Annotated in this window: 23 protein-coding genes and 1 pseudogene; 13 read left to right on the top strand and 11 right to left on the bottom strand. The window is 40.5% G+C overall.

The window, feature by feature from the left end; genetic code table 11:
• Window positions 1–31: 31 nt before the first annotated feature.
• The 5 genes from arsH to arsC are packed head-to-tail and all read right to left on the bottom strand — an operon-like array spanning window position 32 to window position 3,061.
• Window positions 32–736, bottom strand: a complete 705-nt coding sequence (arsH, locus tag AC1IR0_RS14670; protein WP_004644739.1) for an arsenical resistance protein ArsH — start codon at window positions 734–736, stop codon at window positions 32–34.
• A 4-nt stretch (window positions 737–740) separates the two neighbouring features.
• A complete protein-coding gene (gene arsB, locus AC1IR0_RS14665; RefSeq protein ID WP_004644740.1) occupies window positions 741–1,781 on the bottom strand; it encodes an ACR3 family arsenite efflux transporter in 1,041 nt (346 codons plus the stop codon).
• Between the two features lie 5 nt (window positions 1,782–1,786).
• Window positions 1,787–2,260, bottom strand: a complete 474-nt coding sequence (locus AC1IR0_RS14660; protein WP_004781073.1) for an arsenate reductase ArsC — start codon at window positions 2,258–2,260, stop codon at window positions 1,787–1,789.
• Window positions 2,261–2,264: 4 nt separating this feature from the next.
• Window positions 2,265–2,588 (bottom strand): metalloregulator ArsR/SmtB family transcription factor, encoded by a 324-nt coding sequence (locus AC1IR0_RS14655; protein ID WP_004644742.1) that lies wholly within the window; start codon window positions 2,586–2,588, stop codon window positions 2,265–2,267.
• Between the two features lie 44 nt (window positions 2,589–2,632).
• Window positions 2,633–3,061 (bottom strand): arsenate reductase (glutaredoxin), encoded by a 429-nt coding sequence (arsC, locus tag AC1IR0_RS14650; protein WP_004733243.1) that lies wholly within the window; start codon window positions 3,059–3,061, stop codon window positions 2,633–2,635.
• 315 nt (window positions 3,062–3,376) lie between these two features.
• On the opposite strand from arsC, the gene AC1IR0_RS14645 reads away from it, so the two are divergent.
• Window positions 3,377–3,943, top strand: coding sequence for a recombinase family protein (locus AC1IR0_RS14645; RefSeq protein ID WP_101235176.1), 567 nt, complete (start codon window positions 3,377–3,379; stop codon window positions 3,941–3,943).
• Window positions 3,944–4,170: 227 nt separating this feature from the next.
• Here the strand turns inward: AC1IR0_RS14645 and AC1IR0_RS14640 are convergent, their stop codons facing one another.
• Window positions 4,171–5,625, bottom strand: a complete 1,455-nt coding sequence (locus tag AC1IR0_RS14640; protein ID WP_005268008.1) for a SulP family inorganic anion transporter — start codon at window positions 5,623–5,625, stop codon at window positions 4,171–4,173.
• Between the two features lie 249 nt (window positions 5,626–5,874).
• Window positions 5,875–6,084, bottom strand: a complete 210-nt coding sequence (locus tag AC1IR0_RS14635; protein ID WP_004282305.1) for a hypothetical protein — start codon at window positions 6,082–6,084, stop codon at window positions 5,875–5,877.
• Between the two features lie 681 nt (window positions 6,085–6,765).
• On the opposite strand from AC1IR0_RS14635, the gene AC1IR0_RS14630 reads away from it, so the two are divergent.
• Together AC1IR0_RS14630 and AC1IR0_RS14625 are read left to right on the top strand one after the other, a co-directional pair.
• Entirely contained in the window at window positions 6,766–7,122 is a 357-nt protein-coding gene (locus AC1IR0_RS14630; protein WP_004668307.1) for a type II toxin-antitoxin system RelE/ParE family toxin, read from the top strand.
• The gene (locus AC1IR0_RS14625) at window positions 7,115–7,417 is read left to right on the top strand and encodes a helix-turn-helix domain-containing protein (protein WP_001140620.1); all 303 of its coding nucleotides are present in this window, start codon (window positions 7,115–7,117) and stop codon (window positions 7,415–7,417) included. The genes AC1IR0_RS14630 and AC1IR0_RS14625 overlap by 8 nt, the downstream gene beginning before the upstream one ends.
• A 41-nt stretch (window positions 7,418–7,458) precedes the next feature.
• Here AC1IR0_RS14625 and AC1IR0_RS14620 read toward each other — a convergent pair.
• Window positions 7,459–7,620: pseudogene (locus AC1IR0_RS14620) on the bottom strand (IS6 family transposase); the annotation flags it as partial.
• A 93-nt stretch (window positions 7,621–7,713) separates the two neighbouring features.
• Here AC1IR0_RS14620 and AC1IR0_RS14615 point away from each other — a divergent pair.
• A protein-coding gene (locus AC1IR0_RS14615; RefSeq protein ID WP_101235108.1) for an IS3 family transposase occupies window positions 7,714–8,873 on the top strand; the annotation gives its coding sequence in 2 pieces (ribosomal slippage) (window positions 7,714–7,966 and window positions 7,966–8,873; 1,161 coding nt in all).
• 190 nt (window positions 8,874–9,063) lie between these two features.
• Here the strand turns inward: AC1IR0_RS14615 and AC1IR0_RS14610 are convergent.
• Window positions 9,064–10,434 (bottom strand): sensor histidine kinase, encoded by a 1,371-nt coding sequence (locus tag AC1IR0_RS14610; protein ID WP_005404979.1) that lies wholly within the window; start codon window positions 10,432–10,434, stop codon window positions 9,064–9,066.
• A gap of 3 nt (window positions 10,435–10,437) precedes the next feature.
• On the bottom strand, window positions 10,438–11,103 hold the full coding sequence (locus AC1IR0_RS14605; RefSeq protein WP_026444435.1) for a response regulator transcription factor: 666 nt from the start codon (window positions 11,101–11,103) through the stop codon (window positions 10,438–10,440).
• A 144-nt stretch (window positions 11,104–11,247) separates the two neighbouring features.
• Here AC1IR0_RS14605 and dsbD point away from each other — a divergent pair, with 144 nt between their 5' ends.
• From dsbD to dsbG, 3 genes are read left to right on the top strand one after another with little or no spacing between them, the layout of a single operon-like run.
• Entirely contained in the window at window positions 11,248–13,176 is a 1,929-nt protein-coding gene (gene dsbD, locus AC1IR0_RS14600) for a protein-disulfide reductase DsbD (protein WP_005404981.1), read from the top strand.
• Window positions 13,173–14,018: a TlpA disulfide reductase family protein gene (locus tag AC1IR0_RS14595; protein ID WP_126038827.1), complete on the top strand. Its 846-nt coding sequence runs from the start codon at window positions 13,173–13,175 to the stop codon at window positions 14,016–14,018. The genes dsbD and AC1IR0_RS14595 overlap by 4 nt, the downstream gene beginning before the upstream one ends.
• Window positions 14,019–14,036: 18 nt before the next feature.
• A complete protein-coding gene (gene dsbG / locus AC1IR0_RS14590; protein WP_005404983.1) occupies window positions 14,037–14,786 on the top strand; it encodes a thiol:disulfide interchange protein DsbG in 750 nt (249 codons plus the stop codon).
• A gap of 230 nt (window positions 14,787–15,016) precedes the next feature.
• On the opposite strand, the gene AC1IR0_RS14585 is transcribed toward dsbG, so the two are convergent.
• Complete coding sequence (locus AC1IR0_RS14585; protein WP_016165477.1) at window positions 15,017–15,328, bottom strand: ArsR/SmtB family transcription factor; 312 nt, start codon at window positions 15,326–15,328, stop codon at window positions 15,017–15,019.
• A 122-nt stretch (window positions 15,329–15,450) separates the two neighbouring features.
• Here AC1IR0_RS14585 and AC1IR0_RS14580 point away from each other — a divergent pair, with 122 nt between their 5' ends.
• From AC1IR0_RS14580 to AC1IR0_RS14555, 6 genes are all read left to right on the top strand, one after another.
• Window positions 15,451–15,867 (top strand): YeeE/YedE family protein, encoded by a 417-nt coding sequence (locus AC1IR0_RS14580; RefSeq protein ID WP_016165476.1) that lies wholly within the window; start codon window positions 15,451–15,453, stop codon window positions 15,865–15,867.
• 1 nt (window position 15,868) lies between these two features.
• A complete protein-coding gene (locus tag AC1IR0_RS14575) occupies window positions 15,869–16,285 on the top strand; it encodes a YeeE/YedE family protein (protein WP_026444432.1) in 417 nt (138 codons plus the stop codon).
• Between the two features lie 2 nt (window positions 16,286–16,287).
• Window positions 16,288–17,160, top strand: a complete 873-nt coding sequence (locus AC1IR0_RS14570; RefSeq protein WP_026444431.1) for an MBL fold metallo-hydrolase — start codon at window positions 16,288–16,290, stop codon at window positions 17,158–17,160.
• 71 nt (window positions 17,161–17,231) lie between these two features.
• Window positions 17,232–18,014 carry a sulfite exporter TauE/SafE family protein gene (locus AC1IR0_RS14565; protein ID WP_479741514.1) on the top strand — a complete coding sequence of 261 codons (783 nt, stop codon included), beginning with the start codon at window positions 17,232–17,234 and terminating at the stop codon, window positions 18,012–18,014.
• 264 nt (window positions 18,015–18,278) lie between these two features.
• Window positions 18,279–18,674 carry a rhodanese-like domain-containing protein gene (locus AC1IR0_RS14560; protein WP_074947821.1) on the top strand — a complete coding sequence of 132 codons (396 nt, stop codon included), beginning with the start codon at window positions 18,279–18,281 and terminating at the stop codon, window positions 18,672–18,674.
• 50 nt (window positions 18,675–18,724) lie between these two features.
• Window positions 18,725–19,060 carry a carboxymuconolactone decarboxylase family protein gene (locus tag AC1IR0_RS14555; RefSeq protein ID WP_074947809.1) on the top strand — a complete coding sequence of 112 codons (336 nt, stop codon included), beginning with the start codon at window positions 18,725–18,727 and terminating at the stop codon, window positions 19,058–19,060.
• Window positions 19,061–19,201: the final 141 nt, after the last annotated feature.

Below are 19,201 nucleotides of genomic sequence, written 5' to 3'. Positions count from 1 at the left end.
ATGAGGCGCAGTATTTAATACCATCCAGCATTTATAAACTGCGCTGATTTACACGCTTGGACAACTCTTCAGCCGATTCCTTGCGTTCAGAATAACGATCTGTCAGGTATTTGCTTTGTCCACGAGTCAGTAGGGTGAACTTAAATAACTCTTCCATCACATCCACAATCCGGTCATAGAAAGCCGAAGGTTTCATTCGTCCATCTTCTTCAAACTCCAAAAAAGCTTTTGGAACTGAAGACTGATTTGGAATGGTGATCATCCGCATCCACCGCCCCAAAATACGCATCTGGTTCAGGCTGTTAAATGACTGTGATCCGCCACTGACTTGCATCAAGGCAAGAGTTTTACCTTGGGTAGCACGGATTGCCCCTCCTGCCAGTGGAATCCAGTCGATTTGAGATTTAAAGATTGAACTCATAGAACCATGGCGTTCAGGTGAACACCAGACCATGCCTTCTGACCATGCTAAAAGCTCATGCAGTTCTTTTACTTTTGGATGCTCAGTATCCGCATCTTCTGGTAAAGGAAGCCCTTTAGGATGAAAGATTTTTATTTCCGCCCCAAAATGCTCAAGGATTCGACCGGCTTCAAGAACTGCAAGGCGACTGTAAGAACGTTCTCGATTAGAGCCATACAGCAGCAAAATTCGCGGAGGATGAGCAAGTTCTTTGGCTTGAACTTTTTCAAAGGTGGGTTGCTCAAGAAGATTTAGATCTACATTTGGGAGATTCATAGAGTTAGGCCTCTTTAAAAACTTTCTTTCTCAGCCAGAGTGAAACACTCACCAAGGCAATCAACACAGGAACTTCGACCAGTGGGCCAATAATCGTGGTAAAAGCAACAGGCGAAGCGATACCAAAAGTTGCAATCGCTACTGCAAGTGATAATTCAAAATTATTCCCCGCTGCGGTAAATGCAATTGCTGTGGTCTTAGGATAGTCATTGCCCATCCATTTACTCATAAAGAAGCTGATGAAGAACATTAAAACGAAGTAAATGGTTAAAGGAATCGCGATGCGTAAAACTTCAAGCGGAAGACTCACGACATCACCGCCTTTTAGGCTAAACATGGCCAGAATGGTGAACAGCAAAGCCATTAAACTCAGCGGACTGATTTTCGGAATGAACTTGGTTTCATACCATTCCACGCCTTTCTGTTTCACCAAAATCCATCGCGTTAAGAAACCTAATAAGAACGGAATACCAAGATAAACCAGAACAGCATGGGTGATGGTCCAGAAATCGACATTAATGACCTGCGAAGCGACACCAAAATAGGGTGGAAGGAAGGTCAGGAATAACCAGGCATAGGTACTGAAAAATAGAATCTGGAAGATGCTGTTAAAGGCAACTAATGCTGCAACATATTGATTATCACCACAGGCCAAGCCATTCCACACCAGAACCATGGCAATACATCGAGCAAGACCAATCAGGATGACACCGGTCATATATTCTGGATAACTATGTAAAAATATGATTGCCAGGGCAAACATGAGTACTGGCGCGATCAGCCAGTTTTGTACTAAGGACAAAGTAAGGGTTTTCTTATCCTTAAACACTTGTGGCAAAGTCGCATAGTTCACTTTTGCCAGTGGTGGATACATCATTAGAATAAGACCAATCGCGATTGGAATATTCACTGAATCAATGCTTAATTTATCGAGTGCGACAGAAGCCTGAGGAAAGAAGTTTCCGATGGCAATGCCTAAGGCCATGGCAATAAAAATCCATAGCGTCAGGTTGCGATCTAAAAAAGATAAGCGTTTTTCAGACATTTCACTTACTCAACGTTCGAAATTTGATTAATTGCTGCAATCAATTCTGAGCGAGATAGTTTATCTACATTAAGTTTAAATAAAGCATCTAAGCGACGATTGATATGTTCAACAGTGCTCATAAAGGCTTTCATTTTTTCTTCTTTATTCACGTCTAAGTGTGAAGGATCAGCCAAGCCCCAATGTGCCTTGATTGCTCCACCCAAATAAAGTGGACATGCTTCTTGAGCAGCAGAATCACATACTGTGATCACAACATCAGGTTGATATTGTTCACAATCATTAATCGTTTTACTCCATAAACCTTCGGTAGATAATCCTAAGTTTTCAAGGGTTTCTAAAGTTAGCGGGTGAACTTGACCTGAAGGCTTACTCCCAGCGCTATAGGCTTTCCAACCTTCTGGTGCTCGGCTATTAAACAAAACTTCAGACAAAATGCTACGGCAGCTATTTCCAGTACATAAAAATAAAAATTTCATTGAATTACTCACAATAACTATTTACAGAAAGGGGGTGTTGATCATCCAGCTTTGATTGAGATTGAACCGTCTTCAAAATATCTAAAATTTCATAACACCAGTTGGCCAATTTTGGATTGATACTGTAGTAAACCCATTGGCCTTGTCTGCGATCTTGAAGTAGCCCTGAAGCACGTAAAAGGGCTAAATGTCTTGAAATTTTCGGTTGACTGAGTTGTAGTTTTTCAGTCAAATCACATACACATAGTTCTTTATTTTCAACAATTAATGTCACTATATTGAGACGTGTTTCATCTGATAAGCATTTAAAAAAATTAACTTGATCCATATAAATCTCCTTCACATTCTTTCCATTCAAGAGATGAGAAAGTACTATTTAATTCTTTGGCCATTTTCATCAATAATTTTTTCACCATCTTCTTTGCTAAATGCGCCTTTCTGAGGAAACGGGAGAATATCCAAAACAACTTCAGAAGGACGACACAAACGTGTACCTAAATCCGTAACAACGAATGGGCGGTTAATCAAAATAGGATGTTGAAGCATAAAATTTAAAAGCTGTTCATCAGACCAATCTTCCCGAACAATTTCTAAATCAGAATATGGAGGTACATTTTTACGAATTGCTTCTCTAACACTTAAACCAGCACTACGAATAAGTTCAATTAATTCTGCTTTCGAAGGTGGGGTAATTAGATATTCAATAACGATTGGTTCAATTCCTGCATTTTGAATTAAAGCTAAGGTATTCCTTGATGTACCACACTCAGGATTGTGATAAATCTTTATGGTCGAGAACATTTTGACTAACACTGCTATTAGAAACTCAGATATACTTATATACGTATTTCCACATATATGCAAATACGTATATTGATTTTATTTAAATTACTTAATGTCAATAAATGTATATATATTCTTGCAAATTCTTATGAGTGAGAAAAAACTCGTTATTTAAATATGTAAATTTAGAGTATACCCTAAAGTAACACTTTAAAAGTTCGTAAAAATATGTATCATTTAAATGATTTTTAATCATATGTAACATGTAACATTGATATTTAAGGTCTATAATTTACGAAATTATTTATTTTTATCCAATTGGGGCATGAAAGATTGAAAGGTCAAAAAGTAGGCTATGTCCGGGTGAGTTCAGTTGAGCAAAATACTGGACGTCAACTTGAGGGAATTGAAGTCGACCGGATTTTTGTTGACCGAGCTTCGGGTAAAAATACCGACCGGCCGAAATTTCAGGAAATGTTGAACTATCTCCGGGAAGGGGACAGGGTTGTTGTACATTCCATGGATCGTTTTGCACGAAGCCTAAAAGATTTGGTTACCGAAGTAGATAAACTGGTTAAAGGAGGGATCGCCATCCAGTTTGTAAAAGAAAATATTACTTTTACGGCCCAATCCACCCCGATGGATAATTTGATGCTGCAACTGATGGGGGCTTTTGCACAGTTTGAACGTGAGATTATTCTGGAGCGACAAAAGGAAGGAATAAAACTCGCCTCTGCTCAGGGGAAGTACAAAGGTCGGGTGCATAAACTAAAGCCTGACCAAGCTGAAGCTTTACGACAAGCATGGAGGGAAGGGAAGTATCCATCAAAAATGGCATTAGGAAAAGCTTTTGGGATTAGTCGTCAGGCGGTATACCGATATTTACAAGTTAGTGAATAGCTTATTGGGATTGGCAACTAAATTTAGTTTAACTTATAAAAATCATGAAACATTGTTCGAATTTTAAGCGTGGAACATAAATAATCAATAAAAAGCCGCTCTGGTACCCTATGCCCCACAACGGCTTGATCTAATATACTGAAATTTAATGATAAATATCAAGTATTTCGTATAAGGTGTATTATGTTAATTTTAGAGATTCTACATAAACGTAAAATCTCCTGCGCTTAGATTCTGGCATGTGTTCCATACTTATCAATCATAATAGAGCTGGCTTCATTTAAGCCACGCACAGTGACATTCACACCATTCTTTTGAAATTTATTTACAACAGAATCAAGCATGGCGACTGATGTTACATCCCAAATGTGAGAATGGGTCAAATCAATAATCACATCCTTTACATCCTCTTTAAAGTCAAAACCTTGCATGAATTTTTCAGAAGAACTAAAGAAGATCTGACCTCTCAAATCATATAAACGGGCTGTTCCTTCAAAAGATGCAGTTACCTGGATATCATTTTCAAGTTTATTCGCTAGGAACAAGGCTGAAAGTAATACGCCTGTTAACACACCCAAAGCCAGGTTATGCGTAGCAACAACTACAATCACAGTCGCAATCATAACGATATTACTGCTCTTAGGATTATCTTTTAACTGAGTGACAGAACTCCATTCAAAGGTACTGATAGAGACCATGATCATTACCGCTACCAATGCAGCCATTGGAATCACTTTGAGCCAGTCACTGATAAATACAACCAGAATAAGAAGAAAAATACCCGCAGAGAATGTTGATAAGCGTGTAAGGCCACCTGATTTTACGTTAATCATAGATTGACCAATCATCGCACAGCCAGCCATCCCCCCCATAAAGCCAGAAGCAATATTCGCAATCCCTTGTCCCTTACATTCCTGATATTTATCACTTGGCGTATCTGTCATTTCATCCACGATAGTTGCTGTCATCATCGATTCAAGTAAACCTACAGCCGCCAGTGCGACTGAATAAGGCAAAATAATCATCAATGTTTCAATATTCAAAGGAATATTTGGAATCAAGAACATTGGAAGTGTGTCAGGTAACGATCCCATATCACCCACAGTTCGTACATCAATTCCTAGAGCAATTGCCAGTAATGTGATTGCAATGATGCAGACAAGTGGAGAAGGGAGTAATTTTCCTAATTGGGGAACCAAAGGAAAGAGATAAATAATCGCCAGACCTAAAGCAACCAGAGCATATACATGCCAGGTCACATTAATCAATTCCGGCAACTGAGCCATGAAAATTAAGATTGCTAACGCATTTACGAATCCAATAACTACAGATTTAGATACGAACCGCATTAACTTGGCGAGCTTTAAATAGCCTGCCAATATCTGAATCACGCCTGTCAAAATTGTTGCTGCCAGCAGATATTCAAGCCCATGTTCTTTGACCAATGTAACCATAAGCAGTGCCATGGCCCCTGTGGCAGCTGAAATCATTGCTGGACGGCCACCTACGAAAGAAATCACGACGGCAATACAGAAGGATGCGTATAGACCAACTTTAGGATCTACACCTGCAATAATTGAAAATGCGATGGCTTCAGGGATGAGTGCAAGACCGACGACTAATCCGGCAAGTACATCCCCACGGATGTTAGAGAACCACTGTTCTCGGACATTAGATAACATAAACATAGCCTGTTTTTTAATTTTTCAGATAGGCTAGTGATGTGATATATACAACACACAAGCGACTACACCACATCACTAGACAGTGATGAGTTATTTACAGATTGAAGACGGTAAATAAACTTAAGGTGGCGTAAGTGTCATAAGATGAAGGAACTTTTTAGAGTAAAAAAATCAGGACAAGGGTAACAGCTAGGTACTTTTTTATAAAGCCTGGATGTTATATCCAAGCTTTGTTTAATCGGTATTTTATGAAGCTTTTAGCTCCCCAAGTAATTGACCTATTTCCAAACGTGTATAGCCACGTTCTTTAAAGATCAAAACAATAGCCTGTTTATAATCTTCAGAAATAGCCGTTTTATATTTATTAATTAATTGCAGCTCAGCATTAAGCTGAAGGTCATTTTTGATCGTCAATACTTCCGTAGAGACTTTATTAAAAATCTTGAAATTAAACATACAGGTGCTCTTCATCAATATTGTAGCGGCCCGACTACAACAAACACCTGCCTTAGCTTAGCTAGACACCCTTGGGCGCAAGGATTACAAATTTAAAAAGGGTCTGCAAGTTTTTCTCAAGGGGAAGCATGAATAATCCACTAAATTTATATCCATTTAACATAATAGGCGTTATACGAAATGCCTTTTTAAATAGTGTTATTTATCATATACTTGATACAATAAAACCAAAACCAAAAAGATCAAAAAACACACGCTTTCACAACTCGTGTTTTTTTAAGCAGATTTGTAATCTTTCGCCAATAAAATCGTCTAAAAAATGCTCAATTTTGGCATTTTCCCAATGTTCTCAGCTCTTCTAGGGCGAAAACTATCCCCAATTGCTGTGGATGAAATTTAGGCTATTTTGTACGCTTTGGCTCACATCAATCTCGGCCCTTTGCGGCTATCTGGAACAGTAGAATTTTCATATGATTAAGTGGTCAGGAACAGGAAGTTCCATATAATTAAAAATAAGCACTAGGATGGCGCTATATAAGACACGCAAGAGCACAGAGACCTAATGTTCCAATAAAAAACCCTAGCAGGATGCCGGGGTTTTTTATTGCCTATCATTTCTCATTTGCAAAACAAGCATAATGCCTCTAAAATATAGACTATAATCTATATTTTGGTTGTGGTATGTGGACAGTCATTACGACAGATCTATTTAATCAGTGGCTTGAACAGCAAGATGAACCTACACAAGAGAAGGTCCTAGCTGCCCTGGTTGTTCTACAGCAGCAGGGACCGAGTTTAGGCCGTCCTTTAGTAGATACTGTGTATGAGTCTAAATTTACCAATATGAAAGAACTGCGTGTTCAACATCGCGGTAGACCCTTAAGAGCTTTCTTCGCATTTGATCCCTTACGACAGGCTATTGTTCTATGTATTGCTGATAAAGGCGGTAAAAAGCGTTTTTATAAAGACATGCTGGATATTGCAGATGAACAATACCAACTTCATCTCACTACCCTAGGAGATAAATCTAATGGCTAAGACTCTGCAAGAATTGTTAGCTAGCCGCTCTCCAGAGAGCCAAGCCCGTATTCAAAAAATGGCTGATGAATTACTGCTAGAAAATCAGCTTCATCTTATTCGTGAAGAACTCGAAATTTCTCAAAAAGAGCTTGCTGAAACTTTGGGAATAAAACAGCCATCGCTTTCAGCAATAGAAAATCGTGGCAATGATCTTAAGATTTCAACCATGAAAAAGTATGTTGAGGCAATGGGTGGGAAGCTCCGTATTGATGTAGAGCTTCCAACAGGAAAACATATAGGATTCAACGTTTAACAATAAAAATGGGAGCTATAGGCTCCCATTTTTAGATTCGTATAACGTTGAACCCAACGGTAAATAGTCGTGTGATCAACATTCACACCCCGTTCGGCCAGCATTTCCTGCAGTTCACGATAGCTAATGCCATATTTACAATACCAGCGCACAGCCCAAAGAATGATTTCGCCCTGAAAATGCCGACCATGGAAAGGATTCATATGCTGCACCTTTAGCTAAAACAGTCTTCAGCTTACCATTCGTGGTTATTTGCAACAGTGCCGGTGATAATGTATTCACCAAAGAGGTGCTCAATGAGAACAAGACGAACATTCACTCCAGAATTCAAACTAGAAGCAGCAAGCCTTGTACTTAATCAAGGCTATTCAATTACACAAGCTTGTCGTGCTTTAGATATTGGACAAACAGCATTAAAACGTTGGGTTGATCAACTCCAATTTGAACGAACAGGCCAATCTCCAACAACGCCTGCTTTAACGGCTGAACAAAGAGAAATACAACAACTTAAGACTCGTATTCATCAACTTGAGCAGGAGAAGATGATTCTAAAAAAGGCTACAGCTCTCTTAATGTCAGACGAATTCAAACATATGCGTTGATTGATCAATTAAGAAAGCTAAGCCCTGTTAAAGTACTCTGTCGTGCATTTGGTATACTTCGTTCAAGCTACTATCATTATCGTGCAACACGTAAAAGCCGAAGTTCAGATCGTACTAAGCTTAATGCCATGATCCATAGCCTATTTAAGCAAAGTCGTTGTTCCCTCGGTAGTCGTGGTATGCGGTACATGCTGTTGAATCAAGGGATTAAGATTGGGCGCTATTTGGTACGTAAGCTGATGCGTGAATCAGGTCTTATTTCCAAACAGCGAAAGAAGCATCGATATCAAAACACTGTGGATGAAACTATTCTTGTACCAAATACTTTGAATAGACAATTTAAACCTGCTTACCCCAACCATGTTCGGAGCAGTGATATCACATATATTTGGACAGGTAAGACTTGGGCTTATCTTGCGGTTGTGCTTGATCTGTATGCTCGTCGAGTGATTGGTTGGTCTATGTCGGCACAAGCAAATCAGCATTTAGTGCTTAAGGCATTAGATGAAGCATGGCATCGTAGAGGTAAACCAGCTGGAGTTATATTTCACTCCGACCAAGGCAGCCAATATAAAAGCCTCCTAGTTCGGCAGAGATTGAAAAGTTACGCCATACAACAAAGTATGAGTCGCAAAGGGAACTGTTGGGATAATGCTCCAACAGAACGACTATTTAGAAGTCTCAAGACTGAGTGGATTCCTAAACTAGGTTATCATTCAATTGAGGAAGCAAAACTAGATATAGGGCTGTATCTGATGGAATACTACAATCGGATACGACTACATCAATTTAATAATGGTATCAGCCCTTTTGCAGCTGAACAAAAACTTAAAACTGTGTCCAATATTTGTTGACCACTACAATCAACATTCATTGAAAAAAAGTCAGGTTTTAACTTTAGCTTTAAATAAATAATCTATGGTAAATACTCTGCATTTTGCATACTCAATTTTAGGGTATTAGATCATGCTTAATTAATAAAACTCCATTTAACATAATGGCCATTACATAAGGCAGAAGAAAACAAACACATACCTAGTCCTTTTAATTAGCTAAAGAATAAGAGGGGGAAATTTCTACAGTTAAGCCCTGAGGATATGTCCCGTAAAACTTAATATCATAATCATATTTGCTTAGAATTGTTTTAACCAAAGATAATCCCAAGCCATGCCCTGGTTGTTCTGCAGACTTTCGCCAAAAACGTTGCCCCAAAAGTTTCAGCTCATGTTCACTTAAAGTTTTTCCATTATCTTGAATGAAAAGTGAGCTATCCTGCATTTTGATAGTAATAATATCTGTTTGTGCATGTAAGGCTGCATTCTCAATAAGATTTTTAAGTACTGTATAAAGCGCAAAATCAGGAAGATAAATACTTGTTAAAGTTGCCCAATTGATATCCAGACTTTGATCAAGCTCAGGGTAGACTGGGTGTAAATCTGCAATGACTTGTTGCAGTACAGATGTAATATTCGTGGCTTCTAATTTCTGAACAGTATCCTGATCTATAGCTGTCAATGCTAAAAGTTGTTCAAGTAATTGTGCATATCTGCGGATGTTTATATTGGCTTGTTGAAGATTATCCTGTAAATCGTGCCCGGCATGTTGTTGTTGTGCGATGAGTTGAGCAAGTTGTACATGGGTTTTGATTGCCGTTAAAGGACTACGCAGTTCATGTGCAGCATATGCGGTGAAGACTTTTTCATTTTCCAAACTATGGTGCAATTTTTGGATCAACTGAGTTGAATTATCGACAAAAGGTTGTACCTCTTGCGGAATGTTTTTGGGGTCAAGATTTATTAAATATATGGCCGCGTCACCAAGTGTTAATTCTTTTAGGCTCAAATGCTGTGCAATGGTATCAAGACTTTTAAATTCTTTACGTATTATCAAAATAATCAATGTAATACAGATAAGCAGTGATAAAATTAGTGGAATAAGCACTGATTGCAGAATCTGCTGTAGGAGTGAATAGCGTAAGAACATACGTTCGGCAGCCACAACTTGGATATCATTTTTACGTAGCACATAACTACGCCACTCAATCTCACTTTGTTGCCAAGTACTAAAACCAAGCTGTTGTTGACTTAAGTTAGCTGGCGCACCTCGAGTTTTTGCCACAACATGTTGACCCACAGAAATATCTGAGCTGAATAAAGATACTTCGCAAGCAATTAGATTTTCAGCATCGGTAGACTTATTGGTTTGTTGAATAAGTTCGTTTTTAATCGCTTTCATAGGGAGTTGTTGAATTAAACGCGCGACCATATGTGCCGAAGCCGAAAGTCGTTGATCCAAGGTATCTTGCAGGCGTTTTTGCAGATCGACATACAACCAGGCGAATACAATACTCCACAGGCAAAGAAATACCATCAATAAGCTTGTGACCAAACGCCATTTCAAACTATAGCTTCGCATCTGTTATAATTCAGACACTTTAAACATATAACCGACCCCACGAATGGTCTGAATAAAATCAGCATTTAATTTTTGTCTTAAATGGTAAATATGCACATTTAAAGCATTACTTTCGATGCTGTCTTGATACCCATAAAGTTTGTCGAGCAATTGCTCATTTTTCAGAATCTGATTGGGATGGCTCATCAAAGTCTCAAGCAAACTGTATTCACGCCTTGAAAGCTGGATCGCTTGATGTTGATAAAATACTTCTTGGGTATCTCGATTTAAGCTTAAGTCTTCAAACTGTAGAACATTGGATGAAAAGCCGCGGTGACGACGCGTGAGAGCATGAAGACGGGCAACCAGCTCATCAAGTTCAAATGGTTTCGTCAGATAGTCATCAGCGCCTAAGTTTAATGCTTCAATACATTGCCGCGTCTGTATCCGCGCAGTGAGTACAAGTATCGGTGTATGAATCTGATCCTGTCGCCATTTTCTAAGTAACTCCAAACCATCCTGATCCGGCAATCCTAAATCGAGCAGGCACAGATCAACAGCGCTATGACGGATAAAATAATCTGCCGCGCTTGCCGTGCTGACATGCTCGACAGAAATATTTAAAAAATCCAAAGCCGCACAAATACTGTGGGCAATATATGGATCATCTTCTACCAAAACGACAAACATGCGGACTCCCATTGATTGTTCATCTATTTTATAAGCGATTGTTACTGTTAATGCTCTCTTAATTTTAGTTTTTGAATAATAGGGCATCTAACATTAAATACGATGCTGAAATTGATGATGTGGTTGTTGAGAATATTTTTGATAATGGTAGCTGTTTTAATAAGAACAGCACATGCTGATTTCTTGCCACCTGATCAGGCCTTTCAGTTTGAGGCAGTCTCGACCAGTCAGGAGGGTGCTGAACTTACATGGAAAATTGCCGATGGCTATTATCTCTATCATCATCAACTCAAAGTTAGTCATGATCAGAAAGCACTCAAACTGAGCCTACCAGTACCACAAGACAAAGATGATCCAACCTTTGGGCGGACCCAGGTTCATTATGGTCAAGTCAATACTCATATTCCGGTACAGCCTAATCAGCAACTCAATATTCAGTGGCAAGGCTGTGCGGAAAGCGGTTTATGCTATCCAGTACAACGCACTACGATTCAAACTGATGACGAGGGATTATTGCCCACCCAGAGATTCTCGGAGAGTAAAAGACTATTAAATGTGACATCAACTTTAACATCTACTTTAGTGCCAACCCAGTTATCTGAGCAAGCTGTTGCACAACAAAAAAAGGCAGCTTTAGGACCAGAAAATTCAACGAATAAAAACACAGTAGAAGAACCTGAAAATCTGGTAGCGGTACCACAAGATGAACAAGCCGCTGATGAATCGCAGAGACAAGCCTCAAGTGAAGTAAGCACCCAGAGAGAGCCTCAGATACAACAGGATCAGACGAATGCCTCTCTTAAATCTCAATGGAATAATGACCAATTCTTTTTTAACCTATTATCCAACCAGAACCTTTTAGTCAATTTGCTCGTATTTTTAGGACTTGGGATCTTATTGGCTTTTCTACCCTGTTCATTACCTTTGATTCCTATCCTTTCGGGTATTTTGGTCCAGCGCAAAACGGGTTATCGGGCCGCATTTATTGCCGGAGCCTTTGTTCTGGGGCTGGCCATCGTGTATGCCGTGATGGGCCTAGCCGTTGCACAACTAGGTTATAGCTTTCAGCGATGGTTTCAAAGTCCAGTTTTTATTGGCTTATTTGCACTGCTATTCACTGTATTCGCATTTAACTTATTTGGCGCTTTTCATTTGTCATTGCCACAAGGGGTGTTACATCGCCTTGATCAGTGGCAACAAAGACAAAAGGGCGGAACCTTGCTAGGTGCTTTATTGATGGGCATGATCGCAGCATTGATTGTTGGTCCCTGTATGAGTGCGCCACTCGCCGGGGCATTATTATTTGTTTCACAGTTGAATCAACCCGTGATGGGGGCAAGCTATTTATTTGTGCTTGGTCTGGGTATTGGTTTCCCCATATTTATTGCTTCAGTGTTTGGTTCACAATATTTACCTAAACCTGGCTTATGGATGGATCGTCTTAAGTTTAGCTTTGGCTTTGTCATGCTGGCTCTTGCTCTTTATTTCATCCGTCCGTTAATTCCAAGTGTGCTCTATTTCATCTTACTCGGTGCGGTTTTACTCCTGCTTGCTGGCTATTGCTTGCTAAAAATACTCCCTCATATATCTCGCAGTATAGCCAAAGCTATGGTGATGATTTTAAGCATTATGATTGCCTTAGGAGGAGCATGGCATATTAACCATGCCCTAGCTCAAATGAGTGTGACCCAAGCAGAGCAGATCTTGGCATGGCAACAGGTGAATACTGAGGATGAACTGAGTAGCGCCCTTGCTCGCTTTAAAGGTCAGACAGTCATTATCGATGTTTATGCGGACTGGTGTGTGGCCTGTCAGCCCATTGAGCATGAAGTTTTGCCGCGTGAAGATGTACAAGATGCTCTTCGTAATATCGCAAGGATTAAGCTCGATCTCACAAATTATCATTCAAGCCAGGATGAATTATTAAAGCAATGGCAGATTCTGGGACCACCAACCATGATCATGCTGGATGTCTCACATCAGGAACAACGTGAACTTCGACTGACAGGAACATTTAGTGCAGCCCAGTTACTCGCAAGACTTGAGCAACTTCAGACAGGCGAACGTGAATGATTTCATCTGAAGCCTTACACCTTGGACCATTGATGTTGCCCTGGACATTAATCATTATTTTGATTGGATTGATGACTGTGTCGATAATTGGCCAGATGGTGAGTAACAAACTCCGATGGGATAAAGCAGTGATCCAGGTTTTTCGGGATTCTTTATGGATCAGTGTCCTGATTGGGCTCATCGGGGCAAGAATCGTTTTTGTATTGTTACATTGGGATGCCTATTCCACATCACCTCTCGACATCTTCAAGATCCAAGACAAAGGATTCCATCTCATCGGGGGTATTGTTACTGCTATCCCATACTTTCTTTGGAAAAATAAAGGACTGCCTGGTAAATCCAAGGCTATTTTTATCTTTATTTTTACGCTGCTGCTGAGTCTTGGCATTGCTTTTCAAAACAATTTGAAACAGGAAACCCATTTTCCGGATTCAAGTTTTTCGTCCTTAATTCAACATGGTGAAATCTCAGAGAACGTTCCACTCAAGCAGTTTATCGGGCAGCCAACAGTGATCAATATGTGGGCCAGTTGGTGCCCACCGTGTCACCGTGAAATGCCCGTTTTACAGCAGGCACATAATCAATATCCCGGGATTAATTTCGTCATGCTTAATCAGGGAGAAGATCAAGTAACCGTACAGGATTATTTAAGACGTTATGATCTTAAATTTAAACATGTACTGCTTGATCCATATGGAGAAATACCACAACAGATGAATATGTTTGGACTACCAAGCACTTTATTTTTCAATGCACAGGGGCAGTTGGTAGAGCGTCATATGGGTGAATTGAGCCCTGCGATGTTGCAGCAATATTTAAAAAAGATATCCATCCAACCTTAATTTTTCTGGTGAATTTTTATGAATACATCGATACAACGTATCCTCATTTCCATGCTGCTTGCAGGTAGTGCAACATTGACTTCCGCCAATAGCGCTATCAAAAAACAGATTGAGCAGGAAGGATTTGAGTTTATTCAACAAATTCCTGCGCCCACAGGAATGACTGGCTGGGTGGGACACAACAATCAGCATCCTGGAACCGTATTTATTGCGAATGACCAGAAATATTACATTCTGGGTGATTTATACAATGCCAAAGGAGACAATCTTTCTGTTGATCTCATGAATAAACATGCCAAAGAAGCGGTTCTGGATAATGTTTGGAAAACCTTGGAAAAGGCTACATGGATCCAGGATGGCCAAAAAAATGCTCCACGCATAGTCTATGTCTTTTCGGATCCCAATTGCCCTTACTGCCATAAGTTTTGGCAGCAGGCGCGTCCATGGGTTAAGTCTGGAAAAGTACAATTACGCCATATTCAGGTCGGTGTCATACGTGAAGAAAGTCGTGCCCAAGTTGCCACTTTACTGATGTCAAAAGATCCTGCAGCAGTTTTTACTGATATGAACGTGAATAAAGGCAAGAAACGTTTAAAACCGGAAAATAAAATTCCTCAAGAGATTGCAAAAAAAATTGATTTTAATCAGGAGTTAATGGAGAAATATGGATTTTTCTCAACACCTTCCATAGTGTGGCGAGACAGTAAGGGCACTTTTAAATCTGCTCAAGGCATGCCAAAGGATCTGAAAGAAATTTTTGAGAAATAAATTTCGCAAGTGGATATGAGATTTTAGGTATTTTGTTAAATGATGGAAAACTTTATAAAGTCATCAGGTTCATATTTTCAACTGTCGTATAAATAAAGTAATGGTAATGCTGTATAGATTGTATTGCCATTATCTTTAGCCGATTTGAGCAGGAATATTGAGGTTAAAGCTTGAGGAATTATGAGTTTGTTAAAGTCACTCGATGGTACAAGTTAGAGTGAAAAACAGGCTTAAGCAGCACAATATAACTGATGCAGGGTTTGCATAATCGTCAGGATTCTGGGGTCAGATACTTGATAGAAAATCTGTTTACCTTCACGACGAGTGCTGACCATATTATTTTTACGCAGTACAGTCAGTTGTTGGGACAGTGTTGGTTGATGAATATCAGTGCTTTCCTCAATTTTCTGTACATTGAGTTCGCCTTCTACCAAGACACATAAAATTTTTAGGCGGTCAGGATTTGATAAGACTTTTAAGTAGTTTGTGACTATATCGACTTCCGAAAAATCAATTTTAGCCTGATTAGTTCCAGTATTCATTACGATCTCCTTCAGTCCTGCATAGTTAAAAATCATTTATGAAAGAATATCACAGAGTGCTTGATTAATATTATATATTATATATTATAAATAAATATATTATAAACTTAAGTAGACTCGCTATGCATGATTTCCTGATTGCTTTTCTCGGCGGTTTGATGCTCGGTGTATCGGTCGTTGGTTACCTGTATGTGCATGGTCGTATCGCAGGCATCAGTGGCTTAATCGGACAGGTGCTGAATCCTAAAATGATGTTTAAAACATCTGCGATTTGGTTCATGGCGGGTTTAATCACGGTGCCATTTATCTATGGACTGTTTGTTCAGCCAGAAATTGAATTGAATGCGAGTCCGCTGATGCTGGTGGTTGCGGGTCTCTTGGTCGGCTTTGGTACCCGCTTAGGTTCAGGCTGTACCAGCGGTCATGGCATTTGCGGGATGAGTCGTTTGTCTAAACGTTCCATCGTGGCCACCATGAGTTTCATGTTTGCTGGTTTTGTCACTGTTTATATTGTTCGTCACGTGACTGGAGCATTTTAAAATGAAAAATATTTTAGCTTTTATTTTTGGTGCTCTTTTTTCTGTCGGACTGATGGTTTCAGGCATGTCCAATCCGGAAAAAGTGCTGGATTTCCTGGATCTGTTTGGTGACTGGGATGCCAGTCTGGCCTTTGTGATGATGGGTGCAATTGCCGTGGCATTTATTCCCTTTCAAAAAGCCATGCGTTCTGCAGCACCGAAAACCGTATTTAACGAACCTATTGTATTGCCCACCAGTCAAAAACTTGATCCACGCTTAATCATTGGCAGCCAGTTGTTTGGTATCGGCTGGGGGATTGCTGGGGTATGTCCAGCACCAAGTTTCACCTTGATTGGCCTGGGGCATTACCAGGTCTTCTATTTTATTATCGCGATGTTGATTGGCGTATTGCTGCACCGTAAATGGGCTGGAGAATAACGATGGCAAAACACCCACTGGTACAGGATTTTTTTGACGAGGCGACCAATACCTTCAGTTACGTGGTATCCGATCCAATAACAAAGCGCTGTGCCATCATTGACAGTGTGCTGGATTATGATGCGGCATCTGCAACCACTTCAACCACACAGGCAGATCGTATCATTGCCTATGTCAAAGCACAGACTTTAGACGTGGAATGGATTTTGGAAACCCATGTTCATGCAGATCACTTGACTGCAGCCCAGTATTTGAAACAGGAGCTGGGCGGAAAAATTGCAATCAGCCAGAAAATCGCTGTGGTGCAGCAGACCTTTGCTGCAATTTATAATCTGGATCTCAAGCAGGTGAATGCTAGTCAGCCATTTGATCATTTATTTGAAGATGGTGAGCATTTCAAAATCGGTGAGCTGGATGTTTATAACATAGCAACACCGGGGCATACGCCTGCTTGCCTGAGCTATGTGGTTGAAGATGCAGTCTTTGTCGGCGACACGCTGTTTATGCCGGACTATGGTACGGCCCGTTGTGATTTTCCAAAAGGTAGTGCAGAAAAGCTTTTTGATTCGGTACAAAGCCTGTATCAGCTCCCAGAAGATACACGGGTCTTTTTATGTCATGACTATTTGCCTGAAACACGTGAATCGTATGTGTGTGAAACCACTATTCAGGCTCAGAAAACACAGAATATCCATATTCACGAGGGAGTCAGTAAAACTGAATTTGCTCAGATGCGAAACCAGCGGGATTCAGGACTCAGCATGCCGAAGCTGATTCTGCCTTCGATTCAGATCAATATGAAAGCAGGACAGTTCCCAACGCCAGAACAGAATGGGGTTTCTTATTTAAAACTTCCGCTTAATTACTTCAAATAGGCATGTTTCAAGATTAAACAAAAAGGTTTGTCTTTTGTTTAATTGCATTAGCAAAGAGAGGAACAGTGGCTATGTGGGTGTTAATACTGGAAGGGTTGGCCATCGGTGGCTTGCTGGGTTTAACCGGTGCTGGTGGCGGCATTCTGGCTGTACCGGCACTGATGGCGAGTCAGGGCTGGACCGTGGCACAGGCTGCGCCTGTGGGCTTGCTGGCAGTGACTCTGTCTGCCTTGGTCGGAACGTTCGAGGGTTTATTCAAGCGTATTGTACGTTATCGCGCTGCGCTCTGGATCGCCCTGATCAGTATTCCTTCAGCACGCTATGGCGTAAATCTGGCTGGTATTGTTTCTCCGGTCTGGCTGACGATGGCTTTCAGTCTAGTCATGTTGATTGTGGCTTACCGGATCTTCTTTAACAAAGTTAATGACCATGAGAATCCACCGTGTAAGGTCAATCAAACGACCGGTCGCCTGATCTGGAATGTGAAAACGGCCTCGTTCCTCGCCGGTATTGGCGTAGTGGCGGGTTTGCTGACTGGCTTGCTCGGGGTGGGCGGCGGTTTTGTGATTGTCCCGGCACTGCGTAAATTCACCGACCTCGATATGCGCAGTATCGTTGCGACTTCTCTAATGATTATTTTCCTGATTGGTGGTGTCAGTATTTCTGCACACGTGCTAGATGGCTTTCAATATCCTGTTTCGGTCACGCTGACTTTTGTCCTGGCCTGTATTGTAGGGATGTTAATTGGACGCAGTCTGATGCACCGAATTGAAAGTAACCGGGTTCAGAAGATTTTTGCCACAACTGTGATTGGGGTAGCTGTGTATTTAATTTATTCAGCACTCAAGGGCTAGTCCCGTGAAATTTTTTACGGATAAAAATAGAAGGTCAGATTCTGGATGACAGATAAATACCCTATTTTTCTGTCATCTGAATGAATATCAAACAGGTGTACAGTCTGAAATAATTTTATCAAACTGACGGTTTGCAATAGCAGTGATCACTGCAACAGTGCTGAAACAGCCGGGGTGGGAGCTACAACAAAGCGTTTTTTAGCTGCTGAACTAGCATTTATAACAAATGAAGCTGATTTTGATGAGCGAGGAAGAATGAAAATGATGAAAACTGCAGAGCAATTGATCCGGAATGCGAAAAACCGGATTCAGGAAGTGAGTGTAGCTGAACTGTTTGAAGCGATGAAAAACCATAAAACCATTCTGATTGATGTTCGGGAACCGGATGAATTTCAGGCGGCAGCGATAGACCGGGCGGTGAATTATCCTCGTGGTGTTTTAGAAATGAGGATTCACCAGCATCCTTTGGTTAGCCATCATTGCGATACCATGCAGGCACTGGAACATCTAAAAGATCAGCCGATCTATTTGATCTGTGGCACGGGTGGACGTTCAGCATTGGCAACCGATACTTTACAGAATATGGGATTTACTCAGGTGAAGTCGGTTCAAGGTGGCTATCAGGCTTGGCTGGAACAGGGCTATCCGGTAGAAAAATAAGCTTTTGAATATAAAAACTTGATTGTTGATTTTTAATTTGAGAAAAAATTATGAAATACAAAGAATTAACCCAAAATATTTCAGGTAGTTTAAGAACTCTAAGCCAGGATTCACCAGATTTAATGAAAAGTTTCAATCAATTATCCCAGATCGCAATGCATGATGGTGTGATTGATCCAAAAACCAAGGAATTGATTGCCTTGGCGATTGGTGTGGCTGCACGTTGTGATGGTTGTATCGGTTTTCATGTCAGGACCTTGGTCAAAATGGGCATGACCCTACAGGAGCTGGAGGAAGTTCTGGGCGTTGCGGTGTATATGGGCGGTGGACCTTCATTGATGTATGCTGCAAATGCGCTGGAAGCATTCAAAGAGTTTTCCAACTGATTGGATAGTCAAGTAAATGGAGGGATGAAAGGCACTGTTGCAAATAACCACGAATGGTAAGCTGAAGACTGTTTTAGCTAAAGGTGCAGCATATGAATCCTTTCCATGGTCGGCATTTTCAGGGCGAAATCATTCTTTGGG

The organism is Acinetobacter sp. 129952 (genome assembly GCF_056642055.1).
Note: the sequence above shows the minus strand (reverse complement) of the source record. Positions and strands in the feature narration are given on the sequence as shown.

Excerpts from the sequence above, each read along its gene's own strand:
- arsB (WP_004644740.1), bottom strand. The coding sequence starts at position 1,781 with ATGTCTGAAAAACGCTTATCTTTTTTAGATCGCAACCTGACGCTATGG.
- AC1IR0_RS14585 (WP_016165477.1), bottom strand. The coding sequence starts at position 15,328 with ATGAATACTGGAACTAATCAGGCTAAAATTGATTTTTCGGAAGTCGAT.
- AC1IR0_RS14555 (WP_074947809.1), top strand. The coding sequence starts at position 18,725 with ATGAAATACAAAGAATTAACCCAAAATATTTCAGGTAGTTTAAGAACT.
- AC1IR0_RS14625 (WP_001140620.1), top strand. The coding sequence starts at position 7,115 with ATGGCTAAGACTCTGCAAGAATTGTTAGCTAGCCGCTCTCCAGAGAGC.
- AC1IR0_RS14575 (WP_026444432.1), top strand. The coding sequence starts at position 15,869 with ATGAAAAATATTTTAGCTTTTATTTTTGGTGCTCTTTTTTCTGTCGGA.
- arsH (WP_004644739.1), bottom strand. The coding sequence starts at position 736 with ATGAATCTCCCAAATGTAGATCTAAATCTTCTTGAGCAACCCACCTTT.
- AC1IR0_RS14565 (WP_479741514.1), top strand. The coding sequence starts at position 17,232 with ATGTGGGTGTTAATACTGGAAGGGTTGGCCATCGGTGGCTTGCTGGGT.
- AC1IR0_RS14605 (WP_026444435.1), bottom strand. The coding sequence starts at position 11,103 with ATGTTTGTCGTTTTGGTAGAAGATGATCCATATATTGCCCACAGTATT.
- dsbD (WP_005404981.1), top strand. The coding sequence starts at position 11,248 with ATGGTAGCTGTTTTAATAAGAACAGCACATGCTGATTTCTTGCCACCT.
- AC1IR0_RS14630 (WP_004668307.1), top strand. The coding sequence starts at position 6,766 with ATGTGGACAGTCATTACGACAGATCTATTTAATCAGTGGCTTGAACAG.
- AC1IR0_RS14655 (WP_004644742.1), bottom strand. The coding sequence starts at position 2,588 with ATGGATCAAGTTAATTTTTTTAAATGCTTATCAGATGAAACACGTCTC.
- AC1IR0_RS14570 (WP_026444431.1), top strand. The coding sequence starts at position 16,288 with ATGGCAAAACACCCACTGGTACAGGATTTTTTTGACGAGGCGACCAAT.
- AC1IR0_RS14660 (WP_004781073.1), bottom strand. The coding sequence starts at position 2,260 with ATGAAATTTTTATTTTTATGTACTGGAAATAGCTGCCGTAGCATTTTG.
- AC1IR0_RS14610 (WP_005404979.1), bottom strand. The coding sequence starts at position 10,434 with ATGCGAAGCTATAGTTTGAAATGGCGTTTGGTCACAAGCTTATTGATG.
- arsC (WP_004733243.1), bottom strand. The coding sequence starts at position 3,061 with ATGTTCTCGACCATAAAGATTTATCACAATCCTGAGTGTGGTACATCA.
- AC1IR0_RS14595 (WP_126038827.1), top strand. The coding sequence starts at position 13,173 with ATGATTTCATCTGAAGCCTTACACCTTGGACCATTGATGTTGCCCTGG.
- AC1IR0_RS14635 (WP_004282305.1), bottom strand. The coding sequence starts at position 6,084 with ATGTTTAATTTCAAGATTTTTAATAAAGTCTCTACGGAAGTATTGACG.
- AC1IR0_RS14640 (WP_005268008.1), bottom strand. The coding sequence starts at position 5,625 with ATGTTATCTAATGTCCGAGAACAGTGGTTCTCTAACATCCGTGGGGAT.
- AC1IR0_RS14560 (WP_074947821.1), top strand. The coding sequence starts at position 18,279 with ATGAAAACTGCAGAGCAATTGATCCGGAATGCGAAAAACCGGATTCAG.
- dsbG (WP_005404983.1), top strand. The coding sequence starts at position 14,037 with ATGAATACATCGATACAACGTATCCTCATTTCCATGCTGCTTGCAGGT.
- AC1IR0_RS14580 (WP_016165476.1), top strand. The coding sequence starts at position 15,451 with ATGCATGATTTCCTGATTGCTTTTCTCGGCGGTTTGATGCTCGGTGTA.